The sequence below is a fragment of the Acidipila sp. EB88 genome, from assembly GCF_003858395.1.
Taxonomy (GTDB): domain Bacteria; phylum Acidobacteriota; class Terriglobia; order Terriglobales; family Acidobacteriaceae; genus EB88.
The window spans coordinates 4,085,643-4,100,822 of the sequence record NZ_QWEV01000005.1; the positions used below are offsets into that span (position 1 = coordinate 4,085,643).

Genomic DNA, 15,180 nt, shown 5'->3' on the forward strand with positions numbered 1-15,180 from the left:
GCTCCTCTCCAAGAGCCGCCCGTAATCACGATCTCAGCCTTGAGTCGTGATTACAGAGGCCGCTATCGAGTTCCCCCTGAGGAGAATCACGCATTGCTGAGATCATCATCCCGCCGGACCATCGTTCTCTCACAGCTTGTTCTGGCTTCGACCGTTGCGTTGAGCCAGACCACCGCATCTGTGACAGGCGTTGTCACCGACCCCGCAGGCGCTGTCATTCCCGGTGTCACTGTTGTATTGACCAACCCGTCTACGGGCGTCAAGTACCAGGTCAAGTCTGATTCTGCCGGTTCCTACCGGTTGTCGAACATTCCGCCGGGCCCCGGCTACCAGATCGATGTCACCACCCCCGGCTTCTCCCCGTACGCAGTCAAGAATGTGTACGTGGACGTGGCGAACACGCGCACTCAGAACGTGCAGTTGACTCCCGGCGGCGCCAGTGTAGAGATCAAGGTCAATGCCGATGGCAACGCGGTGACGTTGAACACGACTGATGCCACCATCGGCAACAACTTCGAAGTGTCGAAGCTGCAGGACCTGCCTGTGTACGACCGCAGCTCGCCGAGCGTGCTCTTTACGCTGCAGCCCGGCATCACATTAGGCGGCGCGACCACCGGTGCCCGTACCGACCAGAACAACGTAACGGTCGATGGCCTGGACACGAATGACCTGGCCAACGGAAACTTTACCGTGATCACCGGCAATGCCCCGGTTGACTCCATCCAGGAATTTCGCGGCACAACCGCGGGCTTCAGCGCGGACAATGGTCCGGGCGGCGGCGGCCAGTTCCAACTGGTTACCCGCAGCGGTACCAACGAGTGGCACGGCAACATCAACGAGTACCACCGCGACAACTCCACCACCGCGAACGACTGGTTCGATGCCAATGATGGCGTCGCGCAGCCCGAGCTGGTGCAGAACCAGTTCGGCGGTTCCGTGGGTGGCCCAATCCTGCACGACAAGCTGTTCTTCTTTTTCAACTACTTGGGCTCGCGCATTGCAGAGCAGACTGCCGTCGAACGTACCGTGCCTCTGCCAGCATTCGCTGCCGGCACCATCTCGTACCTCAACAACAATGCGGGTTGCACCTCAGCGGCGCGCTTGAACACAGATCCGAGTTGCATCTCCTCGCTCAGTCCGACCCAGGTGCAGCAGATGGACCCGGCGCACGTCGGCGAGAGCCCGCAGGTGTTCGCGCTGCTCAACAGCCGCTATCCTGCAGCGAATGACTTGACTTACGGTGACGGACTCAATAGCGGCGGCTTCCGCTTCAACTCTCCGGAACCGGACAACAAGACGAACTACACCGGACGTGTGGACTACGCGTTCAGCCCGCAGATTAAGTTCTATGGCATCGGCAACGTTGCGCGCGAGAACCAGGTCGATGGCGCCGAGCAGTTCCCCGGCGATCCGGCATCGCAGCAGTTCGTGGATCGCAGCTACCGTTATGCCGCCGGCATGGACTGGGAGATCAGCCAGTCGAAGTTCAACCAGTTCACCTACGGCAGCACGGTTGCGGACTACAACTACTCGCAGCCGCAGAACGCTGAAGGGCTATACCAGCTCAGCTTCTTCAATGGCTTCACGCCGACGCTCGTGGACAACCCGTACTCCAGCCCGTCGGGGGCGTCCAATCGCCACGTAGTTGTCTCGCAGGTGAACGATAACTTCACCTGGACGCTGGGACGCCACCAGGTGGAGCTGGGCGGCTACTTCAAGTGGATCCACTACATGGTCGCCACGACCAGCGGCTATGACAGCTACAACATCGGTCTTGGCGGCCACGTGTACAGCACGCCCGGCCTCGAGCCCGCCAACCTGCTCCCGTCGAACAGCACCGCGTCGGAGTATTACGACAACGCCTTTGTGTCCTCGCTGGGCCGCGTTGCCAGTACCGGCGGGACGTTCAACTACACGGCCGCAGGCACCGTGCTGCCGCAGCCCTCGGCGAACACCCGCAAGTGGGTCGACTACCAGATGCAGCCGTATATCAGCGACAGCTGGAAGGTCAATCCGCACCTCACGATCAATGCCGGTTTGAACTACCAGTTCTTCACCGTTCCTTACGAAACCCAAGGGCTGGAAACCATCCAGACGACCACCTTTGACCAGTACTTTGCGGCCCGCGAAACCCAGAGCACAGCCGGCATCACGGGCAACAACTCGGTGCCGCTGGTGACATACGTGCTTGGGGGTAAGAAGAACAATGGTCCGGGTTTCTATCACTCCAACTTCCTGGACTTCGCTCCGCACCTGGGCTTCGCCTTCAGCCCCAGCTTTGATCCGAAGACGGTCTTCAACGGCAGCGCGAGCATCGTCTATGACCGCACCGTGATCAACGCGATCCTGAACCAGCAGATCGAGTTTTCCTACCTGTTCCAGCAGAACGTCACCAACCAGAACGGCGACAATTCGAACGCGACGGGTTCTGTCGCCACTGACCCCCGCATCGCTTCGGCACCGACCGTTTCGGCTCCCGCGACGCCCAAAGCGCCATTTCAGCCATGGGTGACAAATGGCGTACCGGTCGGGCTGCAGGAAGGCCAGTTCAACACAACACTGGATCCAAGCCTCAAAACACCCTATTCGATCCTGCTCAGCTTCGGCATGCAGCACCAGTTCGCAGGCAACACGGTGCTCAAGGTCAACTACGTCGGTCGCTTCGGCCGCAGACTTTTGGCGCAGGCTGACGCAGCCCAGCTCATCGACTTCACCGATTCCGCATCGGGTCAGACGATGAACCAGGCCATGCAGAACATCGAGCGGGAAGTGCGCGCCGGCAAGAGCCCGGCAAGCCTTCCCGCAGAGCCGTGGTTCGAACACCAGTTGGGTCCCAACTACAAGGGCAACCTGCCGAACAACACCTCGGCCGCTGCTTCCTCGAACCCGAACCTTGTGCAAATCGGCGACTTTGGCGACTTCATCCAAGCGCTCTCTCCGAACCTGCAACCCAATGTTGGCATGTCGGCCCAGTTTGGTGAAAACACCATCTTCACCAACAAGGGTTTCTCAAGCTACGGTGGTCTGCTGGTGACGCTCCAGAAGAACCTTAGCCATGGTGTGCAGTTCGATGTGAACTACACCTGGTCGCACTCCATCGACAACACCTCCGAAGTTGCGAACGATGGCGCCGCGAGCGGCTATGGTTTTGTCTGCGATGCAGTTCACCCGCGCGAATGCCGTGGCAACTCTGACTTCGACACCACGCACTACATCACCAGCGACTTTACCTACGCCCTGCCCTTTGGCCGCGGACGGTCCTTCGGCAGCAACCTGCCGATGATTGCCGACGAGGTCATTGGTGGCTGGAGTGTAAGCGGCATCCCTTCCTGGCATAGCGGGCAGGCATGGTCGCCCCTCTCCAACGCCTTCGTCGCGGGCTTCTCAAACGACGCCCCGGCGATCTTTAACGGGGACACGCACGCAGTCCGTCGTGGCATCCACAAGCTTTCGAATGGCTCCGTCACTGTCTTCGCTGATCCCGTTGCGGCAGCAGCGGCATTCTCCGGACCGGATGGCCTGACGATCGGCAGCCGCAACATCCTTCGTGGACCCAACTACTTCAACACCGATGCCGGTCTGGCGAAGACGTTTGCGCTGATTCCGGAACGGAACGTGAACTTCAAATTCCGCGCGGATGCCTTCAACGTCTTCAACCACCCGAACTTCGATGACCTCGATTACGGAAGCTACGGTGGCCAGGTCAACATCACTGCCGCGAGCAACTTCGGGCAGCTCACCGCAATGAACGGCAAACCTCGCGTGCTGCAGCTCTCAGGCCGCATCGAGTTCTAAGTCAAAGCAACAGGAAGTCACTTATCCGAGAGGCGATCGAGCATAATGCGATCGCCTCTCGCTTTTGCTCCATCACGACAAGGCTGTTCGCGTGGAACGACCCGGGCAGTTACGCAAGGCTTCAGCCGATGGTGAAAACGACGCGTGGTTTGCCCTTGGCCGAATCCCACACCGATGCGACGTCTGCAAGCGGGACAGACTTCGTAGCGATCTTCAAGCCGGCAGGCGCAACCGCTTCAAAGACATGGCGAACGGATTGCACCAGGCCCTTCCTGCTGACACTTCCTACGCCGGAACCCATCAGAGTGATCGCCGCAGAGCGAAGTGCGGCTCCCGGAAGCTCGATGTTTCTTTCACCGCTGGCGCTTCCAACATGCACGAAGCGGACAGACTTCTCTGCGACGGTCTTCGCCAAGGCCGCAATGACCATCAGGGCGCTCTCACCCCAAAGATAATCGATCACTACATCGATGCCTTGCTGGAATGTCGCTGCCAGCGCTTCCTCGAATTCGCCGCGAGCGGCGGCGTGGCCTGGGCCCAGCGCGAACGGTATCGTGACATCGGCGCCGAGCTGTCTCAACTCCTCAAGTTCCTCCACGTTTCGGCCCGTCGCGATGACCCTTGCGGCTCCCAGGTACTTGGCCAGCTGGACGGCGATCCTGCCGGCGGTTCCGGTGGCACCATGGACGAGCACCGTCTCACCAGCGGTGAAATGCGAGCGCTCCATCAGGGCAGCCCACGCTGACATGCCGGGGTTCGCGATCGCGGCAGCGGTGATGTCATCCAGGGCATCCGGAATGTCTACACAGCGCCTGGGATGCATGGGACAAAGCTCGGCAAGCGCGCCCCAGGGCGCCTCGGGCATCGCGAAATACACGCGTGTTCCATCTTTCATGAGCCCGACGCCATCCACGCCAGCCACTGCGGGGTAGACCCCTGCGGCGCTATAGTGAACCCCCGACGCCCTGGATCTGGTCACGTTGCTCAGCGCAGCTGCGCGTACCGTGATGAGTTCCTCGTCTCCGTGGACAACAGCGTCGTTGAACTCTCCGTAGATCGGCGTCTTCCCTGCGCCCGTTACGATTGCTGCTTTCATCGTGCGTCTCCTTGCGTCCGGCCGCCGACTCTGTCGAGCAGTTACTGCGACCAGCCACTCATTATTGAACAGCGTTCAATAACCAGATGACCGCTCCCGTATGCTGGATGCATGAAAGTCAACAAGGCAATCGTCGCAGGTGCGGGACTGGAACTGCTCAACGAGGTGGGACTGGAGCAGCTTACGCTTCGGCGCCTGGCTACAAAGCTCAACGTGCAGGCGGCTGCTATCTATTGGCACTTCAAGGACAAGCAGGAGCTTCTCGACGAGATGGCGACCACTGTGCTGGTGGAGGGTGCGTCCGGCCTGGTCCCGCGGCGCCCATCTGCGGACTGGCAGGTCTGGGCCTCCACGTACGGGCACGGCCTGCGCAAAACGTTGCTGGCGTACCGTGACGGGGCTCGCATGGTCAGCGGAACCAGGCTAACCAGCACGGAGCCTCTAAAGGCTGGTGAAGCCTTCGGCGCAAGGATGATTGGTTCTCACTTCGCGCTTCGCGAAGCGGTTGTGCTCCTGAGCACCATCTACAACTACACCCTCAGCTTCGTCATGGAGGAACAGGCCGTCTTTCCGACTCCAGGCATGCGCTCTCCCCTGTATGCACTGGAAGCGCGCCGCGCGCGGCTAGATCCGGCGCTGTTTCCTCATCACCGGCAGGCCAACACCATTCTCTTCGATGGGTATAACCGCCGCTACAAGGAGGGACTGGCACTCATCATTGCGGGAGCAGAAGCATTGAAACAATCAGACTAAGTCAAGACCCTGCCTGCAGGTCCACTGAGCAGTTCTTCATAAAAGTGCAGCATGCTGACAGCGCGGCGCTCGGCCGTTTGTTCCGACGCAAACTGCAGTGCCGCCTCGGACATGCTGCGCAGCCGTTGCGGGTCTGCTGCCAGACAATCACATGCATCGGCAAACCCTCGTACCATTTGCGGGAGGCTGCCGGGCTCCACTTTGACGGAAGCGGCATCGGGCACAAACGCTCGTAGGCCCTGATGATTCAAGCCGATCACCGGCAGGCCGCGCCCCGCAGCCTCCAGGATCACGGTGCCAAAAGCTTCACGGAGGCTCGTGAAGATCAAAGCGTCACAGCGATCGAACAGAGCCGCCATTGCCTCGGGGGAAACGCGGCCAAGAAAGGTCACCCGGTCTTCGAGTCCCAGCGAGCGAGCCAGACCCTTCATCGCGTCCTCTGTCTCGCCCGTGCCTGCTACGACCATGCGCACCTCCTTCTTGCTGCACGCAGCAACTGCACGCAGCGCGATCGGGAGACCCTTCTGCGTCACGATGCGTCCGGCCCAGAGGAGTGTTAGGCCATCACCCTTGGTCTTGGGCGCTATCTGTCCATCCTTCGGGGTAAACGCCCCATCGAGAAACAGCTCCACGCGTTCAGCCCCTGCGCGGAGCAGGAGAGACCGCGTCTCATGGTTGGTTGCGAACACGAGGTTGGCGGACGCGAGGAGAGCCTCGCGCGCACTGTTCGCTCCTTGCTAGATACCCCTGTCTTCGCGGCTCGCATGCGTCGATCCGCACGAGAAGAGTTTGAGAGCAAGTACACGGCGCAACGCAATTACGCCGCTTTTCGCTTTATCTACCAGCAGGCGGCGCGGCACGCCGCAGCCGCAGCTTGCGTGCCATCTTGAACACCTCACCCTCCCCCGCTTGTAAAGCTTGCAGTTCGGCATCCGCGTGCTTCCTGCATCGGCATCTGCGTATTACCACCCGGCAGATCCACAACTTCTCTTCTCGATCCCCACTACTTTCCCGTACCGTTTCTGACTTGCCGTTGGCGCTCTGACCGAAGCAATGGTCAGCGCCTACCTTTAATCTGCCGCGTGTATCGGCGTAGCTCTTTCCTCGCCAGGGGGAACGGAACGCATGGAACAGCAGAGACTCAACGGGTGGAAAGAAATCAGCGCCTACCTTCAGCGAGGCACGCGCACCGTGCAGCGCTGGGAACTTCACTTTGGCCTGCCTGTACACAGACCTGCAAACCGTCCGCGCACAGCTGTGATGGCCTTCGCGGAGGAGCTGGAGGTATGGCTTCGGGGTAGCTCACGCGCTACAGACAAAGGCGAATCCCTCACCGCCGCGGCAAGTTCGTCAGAGCTCATTCTGGAGGTTGACCGACTGGCAAGTAAATCCAAGGAGATTACAGTGGAACTATCTCATCTTCGCCAACAACTAGGCACGAGGCCGGACGCACTCATACGTTCAACGCTTCCTGCCAGTTCCCCCCGGTCGGCGAAGCGTGCAACCAGGTCGAAGACTATGGCTCGATGAGGTATAGCTCCACGTCGCAGGACCGCGTTGTGCAGTACCATGCGCGCTCAGTCCATCTGCGGCAGGTTGTGATGCAATCTCAGCCGCGGCGGAGATCGCGCGACTAGGATGCACGTCCGCCGGCAGCACCGGCTGCTCAGGAGAAAGCGGCTAGACCACTTCGACCTTTGTTCGAGCGAGCACAACCTCTTCTCTCACTGGCTGGCCTAACAGGCGACTCTTCAAATTCAAGAAAGGCTGCTCGAAGAACCTGCGGGATAGATACGCTACCAGGACCGAAACACTCGCGCAGACAAGAAAGGCTCCACTCTGCAGTGTCAGGTTCGATAAGCCAAGGTGATGGAGCAGTTCATTCACCAACCGCCAAAGCTTTTCGCTCACGAACAATTGGAACAGGTACAGGCCGTAGCTTATATACGCAAGGAAGCCGAGGAAGCCCGGGGTTCTTTCTGTTGCGCCTACCCGTCCAGTTCTTGCAGCGTCACGGTAGAGCCCGAAGAGGAGCATGCCGGCGCACAGCCACATCCACGGCAAGGCTCGAAGCGCCACCAGACTATTGCTGTTGTGAAAGGCTGCAAGGTACAACGTCAACAGCACCAGTGGCGCGCTCATCGCGAGGAGACTGACTGCCACCCGGCGAATATTTGCCTGGTGAATCCTGCCGCGATGGAGCAGAGTCGCCAGCAGGGCTCCGTAGGCTATGTAGTCGAGCAGGAAGGGTGTCTTGAATCGAATGTCAATGTGTGCATTGTGGCGAATCGCCAAGACACGCAGCACCGGTTCAAGCACGATAACACTAGCCAGCAGTGGCAGCAGCTTTACCTCTTTCAGGTGTCGCACACAACTGGGCCATAGAAGATAGAAGTGCTCTTCTACGCAGAGCGACCAGAGCGGACCGTACTCTCCTGAGGGGGCACCAAAGAGAGGCGCGAAGTTGGACAGGAAAAGGCAGCTGGCGAAGAAGAATCGCCAACTGATCGGCAGGAAGATCTTGAGCGTGATCAGCACCACCACGAATACTGGCAGGATCCGCAGAGCGCGCTTTATGTAGAACTCGCGGTAGTAGCTCGGTTTGCTCCGGCCCCGCAGGAGAATAGTGGTGATCAGGAAGCCGGAAAGCAGAAAGAACAAATGAACGCCGTAGTTGCATTCCCCGACCAGCGCATCGAGCAGAGATCCGGGCACCGTGCCAAGCATGCGAACCCAGTCGACGCTTCCGTACCCATGAAAGAGCAGCACCAACAAGATCGCCGTTCCGCGCAAATAGTCGAGGGAAGGCAGATGCCGCGGCAGCACAAATTGTGCCCTGACAGTCTGCGTGCGGTCTGTCATGTGTGTCTCCATCAAACGCCCATGCTGCATAGATTTTGGTTCTAGACTGCGGTGCCACAACGACACAAGTGTCCAAGTGATGCGGGATTCGAGTGTCTACAGTTCGTTTTCGTGCGCGAATAGGCACACCAACGACCACCTGCACTCCCGCTCTAGGGTAAAGGCGTGGTGAGTTCAGCCCAGTGTTGCTCTATCGCCGTGGCGGCGATGCGGTGTCCCTTGGCGTTGAAGTGGATACCATCCAGCGTGATCTCTTTCGAACTGTAAGGCATCTCGGCACCCGTGACATCAAGCAGAGGGACCTGGTGCTGAGCGGCCCATTGCACCAGCGACGGCGTAGCGGCGGCTTCCGCGCTGTTGTGGATCCAGGAACGCGCAGCTAGAAACACGACGCCCATCCGTGCATGATTGCCTGCAACAGCCTGCTGAAACTCGTTCAGCCTCTCGAGATTCGGACCTACGTTCGCAGGGGAGTCCGAACCAAACTGCGAGCCTGCGTCCAGCTTTCGCTTGATGTGAAACAGGCGCGGACCGACATACCGCGTCCAAAGCTCACAGAGCGCACAGGGCGACTTCGTGGTGGATGACTCGCCACCAACATCGGCCAGGGTAGACGTGGATTGGCCCATATCGCCAGAGTTCAAGACCAGCAGAACCAGGTCGGCATTGAACGTTCCGCGCGATTGCAAGTAGCCCAGTTCGTTGCCGATTCCATAAGCTGAGTCCGAAGCATTGAGGACCTCGACCGGCCGATGGAGCTGCGCGGGAAGCTCTGTCGCCAGCAGCGACGCGAAGATCTTTTTCTGGTCTACCTGCGTGCCCCCGTATGTCATCGAATCGCCAACCAGCAGGACACGGTAGGTGCCGGCCGGTTTCATCACCATCACCTCTGGAGACCGCATGCTGAAGCTGTTGACATCCGTGTGGGCAAAGAAGCGAAACAGATGCTGATTCGGCTTGAGCACGTACCCTGCCGCATGGTCTGCCTGCATGAGCGGCCTGTCCCCAAGGCCCAGAATCAGCCGCAACCCTACCTCCAAGATGAACAGGGCCACGAGCAGATAGAGCAGACATTGACCCGCGCGCGCCAAGGTCCGCTTTGGCGCTGTGCGCGGCGGAACAGCAGGTGCGGAGGGCAAGGTAGTGGCGGACGCGTGCGGCATGATCATCCCTTTTTCGGCCTAAGCAGTGGTGCGTACTTCAGAGTCGTACGATAACGGAAGCAGCGAAGGCAGTCACCATTCCTCCGCGGTGACTCCGACTCTCCACGCCACGTGCTGCAGAGTCATGCTGCTGGCGAACCTGTAGCAGATACTGGCGCCGGTGGGAAATGCCTCGTAACTCCGACTCCCACCAGCCTAACTGGTTCATGGCAAACGCTCTAGTAAATTCCTGCGCATTCTGAAGGGAGATCCCATTTGGCTGCATCTTTTACTGCCTAACCTGCAAGCATGGTGACTAATCCGCGTTCAAGTAACAGCTTTATCGTCGAATGGGTAATGAAAGTACAAAACTGGCGGAGACGTGCAGGAACGACTCGCCGTGATTGGGCTTTGTGCGCACCCTCTACCGGTCGAGATAAAGCAAGTAAGCGCACCGCCGACGTGTACGCACGAAGCAGCGCTTCTCGCCACACTGCCAGCTATGCGCTTGTTTTTTGAAATGAAGATCCAACGTGATTGGGTCGGATGGTCCGCGTTTTTATCCAAGCTCGGCGTTCGCGAGGGGCAAACATGGATCCATTATTCTGCCGCTGTGCCAGCCTTGATGAATGGCTATCGTCCACCGATTGTGCGAGAAAGCGGCAGGCTCAGGGTTGCCGTACAGCCGGGCTTTGTTTTGCTTGACAAGATCGCGACGCGTCCGTGATGCGCGCTAGCAATCTGTTGCGCCAGCACCAGCCCGATGCCGGAGCCCTTCGGCTTTGTGGTGTAGAACGGCACGAATAAGTTGCTCGCATCTTCAATGCCGAGCCCGCTGTCTTCTATCACGAAAGTGATTTCGGCTGCGGTCACAGTCCAGGTGAATGTCACGAGAGCCCTCGTGTTTGATTCCGCTTCATGAGCTAGTGCCGCGTCCACTGCATTCTGCAAAAGATTGATGAGTGCTTGCTGTACCTGGTCAGGATCGCAGAGCATGATAACGGTTTCACCCACAACAAGGTTGAGGGGCATGCGTGTTTCCATCTGCGCCGTGCTCGTTACAATTCTCTCGGCGGAGACAGCTTGGAGAGTCGGAGCAGGCAAATGCGCGAGACGTTGATACGCCTGCAGAAAACGGTTGAGCGAAGCAGCGCGATCTTCTATCACAAACAGTCCGCGCTCAAAGTCCTCGCGCGCGTCTAGAGGAAGCCTTTCGGTCAGGCGCGCCAAGCTGCCCGCGATGGAACTGATTGGCGTAAGCGAGTTGTTGATTTCATGCGATAGCACCCGAATGAGTCGCTGCCACGCAAGCCGCTCCTCCTCGCGAAGCACTGCAGCGACGTCAGACAGGACCAGCAACGTATGTGGTAAGCCATGCAGGCGGAACGTCGTGCGCCGCACCGACCAGCGGATCGCTGCACTTGTCTTGAAGACAGGAGACTCAAGCGTAGCTGCCCCGGGGTAGAGCCCCTGATCAGGCAGCGCGAGCAGTTGATCCAGCTGCAGCTCTGCTGCTGTGCGCCCGATCGGGTCCGACGCGCCAAGCGCGAATGTTTCCCGCGCCGCACTATTAATCACACGCAGCCGCGTAGCATTATCGAACGCAACGACCGGGGAATGCATCGATGTCAAGACACGCTCAAGCAGGCTGAGCGCGTCCTGGACCTCTGCGCGTTGTCGCTGCAGCGTGCTGCTCAGTGCGTTCACTTCCAATGTCAGATCGCCGACTGTATCGCCACGACGACCACGCCGGGCGCGAAAGCTGTAATCCTCTTCACGAATGGCTGCAATGATATTGGCGAGTGTTTGCAGCGGTCGCAAGAGTTGCTTGAAAAAGAGCCTGGCGAGCTGGGTATAAGCACCCACCAGAAGGCATGTAAACGCCGCAATCTCCAATCGTGTAAGTCCGAGTCGGTGCAGAAGCAACAGACACGGGCAACAGACCGCAATGCCGGCCGCGAGCAGCCAAGCAAGTATGCGATGTTCAAAGCTGAAGGAGCGGTCCTTAACGCCTGACGAGTTGTCGATCAGCTCGTGCGGTAAAGGGTTCCTCTTCCGGCTTCGATGCGGATCAAAGACCATACTTTTCCATGCGCCGGTAGAGCGCGCCGCGCGACAATCCAAGCGCCTCAGCTGTGTGCGAGACGTTGCCACTACTCCTCGCAAGGGCTTTACGAATCAGAAGTGCTTCCACAGCTTCAAGCGAAAGCTCGTCGAGCGAGATACCCGATCCGAGGTCTGCGGCGCGAGAGACCAGGCCAAGATCTGCCGGTTGCACGCTGGGCGTGCGCGTCATTAAGACCGCGCGCTCCATCGTGTGGTCGAGTTCGCGTACGTTCCCGGGCCAGGGATGGGCCAGCATGAGAGCCAGGGTCGCGGGCTCAAAGCCGGAAACCTGCTTGCGGTAGCGGCTCGCATATCGAGCCAGGAAGTGGGCTGCCAGCAGGGGTATATCTTCGCGGCGGTCCCGCAGGGTGGGCAGGTGGATCTCCACGGTATTGAGCCGAAAGAGCAGGTCCTCGCGAAAACTGCCCTGTGCCGCGTCTGCTCGCAGGTCGGCGTTGGTAGCGGAGAGCACGCGCACATCCACGTTACGTGTCTGCGATGAGCCGACGCGTTCCAGCTCTCCTGTCTCAAGAACGCGCAGCAGCTTGGCCTGTTGCCGCAGTGGAATGTTAGCGATTTCGTCCAGGAAAAGCGTGCCGCCAGAAGCAAGTTCGAAGCGGCCGATCCGGTCCGCACGTGCATCGGTATATGCGCCCTTCACGTGGCCGAACAGCTCCGACTCAAACGTTCCTTCAGGGAGCGCGCCGGTGTTCACCGCGATCAATGATCGCTCCGCACGATGCGAGAGCCGGTGCAGCGTTTGCGCCACAACCTCTTTGCCGGTGCCATGCTCGCCGGTGATGAGGATGTTTGCGTCGGACGGCCCGATGCGCGTCATCAGGTCCACCACCGGTTGCATCGCAGGCGCTTCAGCGATGAAATCCGGTGCACCTTCTGCCCGCAGTAGCTGGTTCTCTGTTTCGAGACGCTGGGTGCGGCGGCGTGCCTGCGAAAGCTCCATCTGGGTACGCAGGATCGTCAGCAGGCGCTCATTCTCCCAGGGCTTTTGAACAAAGTCGTTCGCTCCGCGCTGCATGGCCTGCACGGCGAGGTCAACATTCGCCCATGCAGTCATCACGATGATCGGCAGGTAAGCCTCGCGAAGACGAACGGCCGCAACCAGGTCAAGCCCCTCGCGGCCAGACGTCGTGTCCCGCGTGTAGTTGAGGTCTGCAAGCAAACCATCGAACTCCGCCGAGGCCAGCCTGTCGAGGATCTCTGCCGGGCTCGACGCGTACTCCACCAGGTAGCCCTGCGGCTTCAGCAACAGGCGCAGGGCTTCCAGGATGTGGTGCTGGTCGTCCGCGACAAGAAGGCGACCTTTCGGGTTTGCTGCGTTCGCCATGCTTGATCCTCATGATAGGGGATGCAGGGCTGGCTCACTCGCTGGAACTGAGCGATCGAGCGCAGCCGTGCGTGGTGCTCTGACGGCAGCAAGCGATGAACCGCTACTGCTGCGTCCCGACTCGCGCGGATGTAATCGAGATAGCGTTGGCGTCAAGCGTTCTGCCGGTTGCGCGATCGAGTTCGACCTTAGCCTTTTGATAGTCCGTGCGAGCAGCCACGAGCGCGGACTCTGCCGTGGCCAGATCGTGGCGCGCGGCAAGCGTTTGCAGTGCCGACCCAGCTCCCAGCGCCTGCTCCTTCTCTGTGATGGTGAACGAGCGCTGTTGCAGGTCCCGTGCCTTCATGGCTGCAGTCACGCGCGCCAGCGACTGGTCAAGGGCATACTGCGCATTGCGTACTTCGATGCGAATCTGTTTGCGCAATTCCTGCAGCCGGATCTCGGCCTGCCGCGCCTCCAACTCCGAACGCACCTGGTCCGACTTGGCGACCCGGTTGCGGATCGGCACGTTCACGTTGACCCCTACGTAGTAGTTGGGCGCCGAATTGTTGAAGGAGTTGACGAACGCTCCGCCGTACGTGCTGGGCGCAGTCGAGGTTGTCGTCGAAAGCGGATTGTTCATGCCGGCAAGTCCCGTGCCGCCGTAGTAGCCCACCAGGTCCACCTGCGGCAGCAGGGCGTTCTTCACAGCATCCCGGCTGATCTTTCTATTCTGCAGATCGATGTCTGACTCTGTGAGTTCAATTCGTCGGCCGAGCGCTCGCACCACCATGTCATCGTTGGCGGAGCCGCTAGGCACATCGGTACTTTCTACGGTCGCCAGATCCGTGGGACGCACAGGCATGGCCTCTAAGGTGGGGTCGTCCAGATTCCTGGTGAGAGCATTCTTGATCAACAACGACTGGAACTGCAATTGCGAACGAGCGATCGTCAGGTCCTGTTCCCGGTTCGCCACCTCGGCTTCATCCTTCACCACATCGAGCGCGGGAATGGCTTGCAGCTCTAACTGCCTGCGCGCTGAGGCGAGTGTCTGCTGCGCAAACTCGATGGAACGCGTCTTCACCTGCTCGTCTTCATAGGCAGCAACGAGGTCCCAGTAGATGTTGGCGATCTGCGCGACGGTGGAGACCACCTGCAACTCAAATGCCTGGTCAGAGATTTTCTGATTGTTGCGCGCGATGCGCAGGTAACGAAGATTTGGGCCCACGCCGAAGCCGGAAAGCAGATGCTGACGCAGTTCTGCCTGAAAGGAACTGTCGAGCTCCGGAGTGAGAAAGCTGAAAGGACTGTTGGATGTGACGCGGTCGGACTCGAAAGTGATGCTGATACTCGTGCCCGTGGCGAAAGCCTGCGCGTAGTTCAGTTGCCCCTGAAAGTTGCCACTCAGGAGGGTCGGAACGCCATAGATAGCCTCGCTCGAAAGCGGGGTGGTGCTATTCGCGTAGCCTATCGTCCCGGTGATGTCGGGGTCGTAAGAAGACACTGCAGATCCATTGCCCAGCGTTGACTGCACGAGACCGGAGGCACCTGCTCCCGCACCGCCGGCACCGCTTGACGTGCCCCCTGCACCGGCACCGCTCGATGCCGAGCCGAACCCACCCACACCGCCGCCAGGCGTGTTCTGTACCACGCCTGTATTTACGCCGAGAAAGCTGCCGCCTGCCTGCGTTCGCAGCACATCCGCCTTGGCAATGGGAATGTTATAGCGGGCGATGGCGAGGTCCAGGTTGTTTTCAAGCGCGAGCGCGATCGCATCCTTCAGCGAAAGTTCCAGGACACCGTTGCGGATGAGGCTGTCGAGACGCGGAGAGTTCGCGAGCGACGGCACAGGAATTGCGACTCCGCGATACGCATCCAGTGGATTCCTAGAGTGTGGGAGATCAAGCGAGATCGAAGGTACGGCACCCGTGGCTGCGCTGTCCCTGGTAGCTCGTGTGAAATTCAGCGATTCGGCACGCGGCTGCGGCGCTGGTGGAATCGCGGTGTCTGCCTGCTGCGCGAACTGCCGCGTTGGTGTGAGCAGAAGAGTGACCGCGCCGATCATGGCGGCCATAATGCCAGCTTTACTACGAGTCATAGCG

General features: G+C 59.6%; 8 protein-coding genes and 1 pseudogene. 2 read left to right on the forward strand and 7 right to left on the reverse strand.

Annotated elements, in window-relative coordinates:
* Positions 1-93 precede the first annotated feature (93 nt).
* The gene (locus D1Y84_RS17135) at positions 94-3,795 is read left to right on the forward strand and encodes a carboxypeptidase-like regulatory domain-containing protein (protein WP_158615549.1); all 3,702 of its coding nucleotides are present in this window, start codon (positions 94-96) and stop codon (positions 3,793-3,795) included.
* A gap of 121 nt (positions 3,796-3,916) precedes the next feature.
* On the opposite strand, the gene D1Y84_RS17140 is transcribed toward D1Y84_RS17135, so the two are convergent.
* The gene (locus tag D1Y84_RS17140; RefSeq protein ID WP_124849764.1) at positions 3,917-4,891 is read right to left on the reverse strand and encodes a zinc-binding alcohol dehydrogenase family protein; all 975 of its coding nucleotides are present in this window, start codon (positions 4,889-4,891) and stop codon (positions 3,917-3,919) included.
* 111 nt (positions 4,892-5,002) lie between these two features.
* Between D1Y84_RS17140 and D1Y84_RS17145 the strand changes: the two genes are divergently transcribed.
* Positions 5,003-5,644 carry a TetR/AcrR family transcriptional regulator C-terminal domain-containing protein gene (locus D1Y84_RS17145; protein ID WP_124849765.1) on the forward strand — a complete coding sequence of 214 codons (642 nt, stop codon included), beginning with the start codon at positions 5,003-5,005 and terminating at the stop codon, positions 5,642-5,644.
* Here the strand turns inward: D1Y84_RS17145 and D1Y84_RS17150 are convergent.
* The 6 genes and pseudogenes from D1Y84_RS17150 to D1Y84_RS17175 form a co-directional block, all read right to left on the reverse strand.
* Positions 5,641-6,342: pseudogene (locus D1Y84_RS17150) on the reverse strand (glycosyltransferase family 4 protein); the annotation flags it as partial. The gene D1Y84_RS17145 and the pseudogene D1Y84_RS17150 overlap by 4 nt on opposite strands.
* Positions 6,343-7,324: 982 nt before the next feature.
* On the reverse strand, positions 7,325-8,506 hold the full coding sequence (locus D1Y84_RS17155; RefSeq protein WP_158615551.1) for an acyltransferase: 1,182 nt from the start codon (positions 8,504-8,506) through the stop codon (positions 7,325-7,327).
* Between the two features lie 152 nt (positions 8,507-8,658).
* Positions 8,659-9,534 carry an SGNH/GDSL hydrolase family protein gene (locus D1Y84_RS17160; protein WP_158615552.1) on the reverse strand — a complete coding sequence of 292 codons (876 nt, stop codon included), beginning with the start codon at positions 9,532-9,534 and terminating at the stop codon, positions 8,659-8,661.
* A 747-nt stretch (positions 9,535-10,281) separates the two neighbouring features.
* On the reverse strand, positions 10,282-11,730 hold the full coding sequence (locus D1Y84_RS17165) for a PAS domain-containing sensor histidine kinase (RefSeq protein ID WP_124849769.1): 1,449 nt from the start codon (positions 11,728-11,730) through the stop codon (positions 10,282-10,284).
* The gene (locus D1Y84_RS17170; RefSeq protein WP_124849770.1) at positions 11,720-13,099 is read right to left on the reverse strand and encodes a sigma-54 dependent transcriptional regulator; all 1,380 of its coding nucleotides are present in this window, start codon (positions 13,097-13,099) and stop codon (positions 11,720-11,722) included. The genes D1Y84_RS17165 and D1Y84_RS17170 overlap by 11 nt, the downstream gene beginning before the upstream one ends.
* 103 nt (positions 13,100-13,202) lie before the next feature.
* Positions 13,203-15,176, reverse strand: coding sequence for a TolC family protein (locus D1Y84_RS17175; protein ID WP_233581515.1), 1,974 nt, complete (start codon positions 15,174-15,176; stop codon positions 13,203-13,205).
* Between the last annotated feature and the right edge of the window lie 4 nt (positions 15,177-15,180).